Annotated in this window: 1 protein-coding gene; it reads left to right on the top strand. The window is 72.2% G+C overall.

The annotated features are described in order from the left end of the window. On the top strand, positions 1-7,084 hold a 7,084-nt coding region (locus tag GL263_RS17855; RefSeq protein ID WP_182856723.1), incomplete at both ends, for a non-ribosomal peptide synthetase.

The following is a 7,084-nucleotide window of genomic DNA, read 5'->3' as shown; positions in this document are numbered from 1 at the left end:
CCGAGGTGTTGGGTGTGTCGGTGGTGGGGGTGGATGACGGGTTCTTCGATCTGGGTGGTCATTCGTTGTTGGCGACCCGGTTGGTGAGTCGGGTGCGTTCGGTGCTGGGTGTGGAGTTGGCGGTCCGAGACCTGTTCGAGGCCCCCACCGTCGCCCGACTCGCCAAGACACTGGACGCGGCCCGCACCGCGACCCCACCGCTGACGAAGGTCGAACGCCCCGAGCGGGTTCCGCTCTCCTCGGCCCAGCGCCGGCTGTGGTTCCTCAACCGACTCGACGGGCCCAACAGCACCTACAACATCCCCCTGGCCCTACGACTGCACGGGACCCCGGACGTCGAGGCGCTGCGACTCGCACTCGCCGACCTCGTCCGGCGGCACGAGACACTGCGCACCGTGTACCCCAGCCTGGCGGGCGAGCCCTACCAGCACGTCCTGCCGGCGGACGAGGTGGAGCCACGGCTGCTGACCCGCACGGTCGACGGTGACGAACTGGCCGACCGGTTGGCCGAGGAGGCCGGCCACGAGTTCGACGTCACCACCGAGGCACCCCTGCGGGCGACGCTGTTCACCCTCGCGCCGGACGAACACGTACTGCTCCTCCTCCTGCACCACATCGCGGGTGACGGCTGGTCGATGGCCCCGTTCCTCCGGGACCTCTCCCTCGCGTACGCGGCGCGGGTCGAGGGTGCCGCGCCGGACTGGCCGCCGCTGCCCGTCCAGTACGCCGACTACACCCTGTGGCAGGAGCGCACCCTCGGTGCGGCGGACGACCCGGACAGCCTTCGCGGCCGCCAACTCGCCTACTGGTCACGTCAGCTGGCCGACCTGCCGGAACGTCTGGAGCTGCCCACCGACCACCACCGGCCCGCCACCGCCGCGCACCGTGGACGGACCGTCCCCTTCACACTCCCGCCGGCGGTGCACCGGGATCTCAGCGAACTGGCACGGTCCTGTGACGCGAGCCTGTTCATGGTGCTGCACGCGGCCTTCGGCGCGCTGCTCACCAGGATGGGAGCGGGGACCGACATCCCGGTCGGCACCCCGATCGCCGGGCGCACCGACGAGGCGTTGGACGACCTCGTGGGCTTCTTCGTCAACACGCTGGTGCTGCGCACCGACACGTCCGGAGACCCCAGTTTCCGCGAACTGGTGGCCCGGGCCCGCACCACCGACCTGGACGCCTACGCGCACCAGGAGCTCCCCTTCGACAAGCTGGTGGAGACGCTGAACCCGCAGCGGTCGCTCTCCCGCAACCCGCTCTTCCAGGTACTGCTCGCGTTCCAGAGCATGTCGGAGGCACAGCCGGCGCTGTCCGGGCTCGAGGTCAGGACTGAGCCGGTCAGGGTCGGCTTCGCGAAGTTCGACCTGGCGCTGGCCGTCGCCGAGGAGCGGCACGCGGACGGCGGCCGATCGCTCCGCGGTGACTGGGAGTACGACACCGACCTGTTCGAACGCGCCACCGTCGAGGCACTCGGCCGCCGGCTCGTCGCCCTGCTGGAAGCCGTCGCCGCCGACCCGGACCAACCGATCGGGCGGTTGCCGGTGCTCGTGGACGACGAGCGGGAGCGGGTGCTCGACTTCTGGAACGACACCGACCGTCCCGGACCCGACGACCCGACCTGGCCCGAGCTCTTCGAGCGCCGGGTGGCGGCGCGGCCGGAGGCCGTGGCGCTGGTGACCGAGGAAGGCGAGCTGTCCTACGCGGAGCTCAACTCCCGGGCCAACCAGCTGGCCCGCGTCCTCGTCGGCCGTGGTGTCGGCCCCGAGCAGGTCGTCGCGGTGGCGCTGCCCCGGTCGGTCGAGCTGATCGTCTCCGTGCTCGCCGTGCTCAAGACGGGAGCCGCCTATCTGCCGGTGGACCCCGAGTACCCGGGCGAGCGCATCGCCTACCTGCTCGACGACGGATCGCCCGCGCTCGTCCTCACCGACGCCGACATCGCCGACCGGCTGCCGGGCCCGGTGCCCCGACTGCTCGTGGCGGACGCCGCGACGGCCGGCGCCGCGGCGAGCGGCGCCGACGCGAACCTGACCGACGGCGAGCGGATCGCGCCCGCACACCCGCTGAACCCCGCCTACGTCATCTACACCTCCGGGTCGACCGGGCGCCCCAAGGGCGTGCCGGTACCGCACCGCAGCGTGGCCTCCGTACTGGTGCCGCTGATCGACGAGTTCGGTCTCGGCCCCGGGAGCCGGGTCCTCCAGTTCGCGTCGATCAGCTTCGACGCCGCGTTGTGGGAGATCACCCTCGGCCTGCTGTCCGGCGCGGCCCTGGTGGTGGCGCCCGCTGACCGCCTGCGCCCCGGCCCTGAGCTGGCCGAGCTGCTTGCCGACACGGGAACGACGTTCGTGACCCTGCCGCCGACCGCCCTCGCGGTACTGGCGGACGGCGCGCTGCCGCCCGGTACCGACCTCGTGGTGGCCGGTGAGGCCACCGCGCCCGATCAGGTGGCCCGTTGGTCGTCCGGTCGTCGCATGTTCAACGCCTACGGTCCGACCGAGGCCGCGGTGTGCGCGACGATGAGCGCGCCGCTGGCCGGCGCGGTGGTACCGCCGATCGGCCGACCGATCACCAACGCACGCACCTACGTGCTCGACGACCACCTCCAGCCCGTGCCGCCTGGCGTGGTCGGTGAGCTGTACCTGGCCGGTGGCGGGTTGGCACGCGGCTACCGGGGGCGGCCGGGCCTGACCGCCGAGCGCTTCGTGGCCGACCCCTTCGGTGAGCCGGGGGCCCGGATGTACCGCACCGGCGACCTGGCCCGGTGGACGCCCGGGGGCCAGCTGGAGTTCGCCGGCCGGGTCGACCACCAGGTGAAGGTCCGCGGCTACCGCATCGAACCCGGCGAGGTGGAGGCCGCGCTGGCCGAGCATCCCGCGGTGGAGCGCGCGACGGTGCTCGCCGTCGACCACCAGGGCGACCGCCGGCTGGTCGGCTACCTGGTGGCCACCCGGTCCGGTGCGGAGCGCGACGAGCCGCGGGAGAGCGCACAGCTCGCCTCCTGGCAGGAGACGTACGACGAGCACTACGCCGCGCTCGAGGGCACCCTCGGCGAGGACTTCACCGGCTGGAACAGCAGCTACACCGGGGCGCCCATCCCGCGCGCGGAGATGTGCGACTGGCGGGAGGCCAGCGTCGCGGCCGTGCGTGCGCTGCGACCGCGCCGGGTCCTGGAGATCGGCTGTGGTTCCGGACTGATCCTCGCGCCCGTCGCGCCCGAGTGCGAGGCCTACTGGGGAACGGACATCTCTCCGGCCGTGATCAACCGGCTGCGGGCCCAGATCGCCGAGCGGCCCGACCTCGCGGACATCGTCGAACTCCGGGCGCGTCCGGCACACGATCTGAGCGGACTGCCGAGGGGCTACTTCGACACCGTCGTGCTCAACTCGGTCGTCCAGTACTTCCCGAACGCGGAGTACCTCAACGACGTCCTCGCCGGTGTCCTCGAACTACTGGCCCCCGGCGGCTCCGTCTACATCGGTGACGTCCGCAACCGGCGGACGCTGGAGACCTTCCGCACCGCGGTCGAACTCCGTCGGGCCGGCCCGTTCGCCTCGGACGACGCCGTACGGCGGGCCGTCGCGCAGAGCACCGCCGGGGAGCCGGAACTTCTGGTCGACCCCGACTTCTTCACCCTGCTCGGCGACACGCTGCCCTCCGTCACGGGCGTCGGCGTCACCGTGCGGCGCGGTCGGTACCACAACGAGATGAGCCGGCACCGCTACGACGTGGTCCTGCGTACCGGCGGCGCTCGCGCATCGGCCCCGCTGGAACGGACCGTGGTCTGGGGCGGTGAGGTCTCCGGGCTTCAGGCGCTGGCGGAACTGCTGGCGGACCACCGGCCGGAACGGCTGCGGGTGTCCCGCGTGCCGAACCTGCGGCTGACCGGTGAGAACACCGCCCGGCACGCCCTCGGCGAAGCCGGCGCAGGCGTGGCCCTCGGCCGACTGGACGCGCCCCCACCGGACTCGCTGCCGGACCCGGAGGAGTTCCACGCACTCGCCGAACGGCTCGGCTATCGGGCCGCTGTGACCTGGTCCGCGGACCCGTCCGCCGAGGCCGGCGCACCGGGCGCGCTGGACGTCGTACTGGTCGCGTCCGGCACGGAGCTGAGCGATCCGGCCGTCGACGCCTGCCGTCCGGTAGCCGCTCCGGGCACGTCGCTCGGCCCGCTCACCAACGATCCCGCCCGCGCCGGTGACGCCGGTGAACTGGCCTCGGCCGTGCGCGAACACGCTGAGCGGCTGCTTCCGGCTCACATGGTCCCGGCCGCCCTGGTGGTCCTGGACGAGCTGCCGCTGACGCCCAACGGCAAGATCGACCGGGCCGCCCTGCCGGCGCCCGACTGGAGTACCGACGCGACGGGTGCCGCACCCCGGGACCGGCGGGAGGAGATCCTCTGCAGCCTCTTCGCCGAGGTGCTCGGGCTGCCCGGAGTCGGCATCGACCGGGACTTCTTCGAACTCGGCGGGCACTCGCTGCTCGCCACCCGGCTGCTCAGCCGCGTCCGCACGGTGCTCGGTACCGAGCTGGCGGTGCGGGACCTGTTCGAGGCACCGACCGTCGCCGAGCTGGCGACCGTCCTCGGCGACAAGCAGGGTGTCCGGCCGCCGCTACGCCGCCGGCCGCGCCCGGCCCAGACGCCGCTGTCGCCCGCGCAGTACCGGCTGTGGTTCCTCCACCGGATGGAAGGCCGAAGCGCCACGTACAACATCCCGATGAGCCTCCGCCTCACCGGGGAGCTGGACACCGACGCGTTGGCCGCCGCGCTCGGTGACGTCACCGAGCGTCACGAGCCGCTGCGCACGCTCTTCCCGGAGGTCGACGGCGTGCCCCACCAGCACGTCGTACCCGCCGGAGAGGCCCGGCCGGAACTGCGGCTGGTGGATGTCGACCCGGCGGAACTCGACACGCGTCTGGCTGAGGAGGCCCGGCAGGGATTCGACCTGGCAGCGCAACTCCCGCTGCGGGTGGTTCTGTTCCGTACCTCGCCGAGCGAACACGTGTTGCTGCTGGTCCTGCACCACATCGCCGGCGACGGCTGGTCCTGGCGACCGCTCGCCCGGGACCTGTCCACGGCGTACGAGGCGCGCCTTCGCGGCAGCGCCCCGCGGTGGGAGCCCCTGCCCGTCCAGTACGCGGACTACGCGCTGTGGCAGCGTGAGCTGCTGGGTGACGAAGGCGACCCGGACAGCCGCCAGGCCCGCCAGCTCGACTTCTGGACGGACACCCTGACCGAGCTGCCGGAGACACTCGAACTGCCCACCGACCACCCCCGCCCCGCGACCATCAGCTACCGTGGCGACCAGGTCGTCTTCCGCGTCGAGCCCGCGCTCCACCAGCGCCTGTCGGCGTTGGCGGCGGACAGCAGGGCCAGCGTCTTCATGGTGTTCCAGGCCGCCTTCGCGGAGTTGCTCAGCCGGCACGGCGCGGGCACCGACATCCCCGTCGGCAGTCCGATCGCCGGACGCACCGACGAGGCACTCGACGACCTCGTGGGCTTCTTCGTCAACACCCTCGTGCTCCGTACGGACACCTCCGGGGACCCCACCTTCCGGGAACTGCTCGAACGGGTCCGGGAGAGCGACCTGGCGGCGTACGCCCATCAGGACCTGCCCTTCGAGAAGCTCGTCGAGCGCTTGCGACCGGAGCGTTCGATGTCCCGCCACCCGCTGTTCCAGGTCATGTTGGCGTTCCTCAGCGACGGCGACACCCGACTGGAGCTGCCGGGCCTGCGCGCCGAGCCCGCCCCGGTGGGTGTGGGCATCGCCAAGTTCGACCTGCACCTCAACATGGTGGAGCGACGGGCCGCCGACGGTGGCCCCGGAGGGGTCGACGGCGCGCTGGAGTTCAGCACGGACCTGTTCGAGCGGCGGACCGCCGAGGCACTGTGCCGCCGGTTGTCACACCTCCTGGAAGCCGTCGCCGCGGCACCGGACCGGCCGCTCAGCCGCCTTCCGCTGCTCGAACCCGCCGAGCGGGAAATGATGTTGAACGAATGGAACAACAGCACGAACGGAGTGGTCGGCGATGAGTGCGTACCCGCGCTTGTCGAGCGCCAGGTGGCGCGTACGCCGGATGGTCTGGCGCTGGTGCACGAGGATGCTCGGCTGACCTACGCCGAGCTGAACGACCGCGCCAACCGGCTCGCGCGTCGACTGGTCGCCCTGGGCGCCGGCCCCGAGCGGGTCGTCGCGCTGGCCCTCCCCAGGTCCGTCGAGCTGGTCACCTCGCTGCTCGCGGTGCTCAAGACCGGCGCGGCCTATCTGCCGGTGGACACGGAGTACCCGGCGGCGCGGATCACCACGATGCTGGAGGACGCGGAGCCCGTCTGCGTGGTCACCACGCCCGACGCCTGTGAGGGGCTGCCGGCCGGACTGCGGACGATGGACCCGGCCGACGACCCCTCCGTCGACTCGCACGATCTGACCGACGCGGAGCGGGTGTCCCCTTTGCTGGCGGCGCATCCGGCGTACGTGATCTACACCTCCGGCTCGACCGGCCGTCCCAAGGCCGTGGTGATGCCGCAGGCCGGCCTGGTGAACCTGCTCACCTGGCACGCCGGCCGGTTCCCCGCCGCACCCGGCACCCGGACCGCCCAGTTCACCGCGATCGGCTTCGACTTCTCCGTCCAGGAGATCCTCTCGCCGCTGGTGACCGGCCGGACACTGGTGGTGCCCAGGGACGAGGTCAGGGCGGACGCGGACGCCCTGGTGGGCTGGCTCGAGGAGCACCGGGTCAACGAACTCTTCGCGCCCAACCTGGTCATCGAGGCGCTGGCGTCCGCCGCCGAACGGCGCGGTACCGCCCTGCCCGCACTGACCGACGTGTTCCAGGGCGGTGAGGCGCTGACGCCGAGCCGTGAGGTGCGGAACTTCCACCGCCGGCTGGCCGGCCGGCGGATGCACAACGTCTACGGTCCGGCGGAGACCCACGCCGTCACCGCTCACACCGCGACCGGTGATCCGGTGGATTGGCCGGGGGCGTTGCCGATCGGTGTGGGTGTGGGGAATGTGCGGTTGTATGTGTTGGACGGGTTTTTGCGTCCGGTGCCGGTTGGTGTGGTGGGTGAGTTGTATGTGGC

This window comes from Streptomyces durbertensis (assembly GCF_014156695.1).
In the GTDB taxonomy this organism is placed as follows: domain Bacteria; phylum Actinomycetota; class Actinomycetes; order Streptomycetales; family Streptomycetaceae; genus Streptomyces; species Streptomyces durbertensis.
The sequence above is the reverse complement of the archived record's forward strand: the minus strand, read 5'-3'. Positions and strand labels throughout refer to the sequence as shown.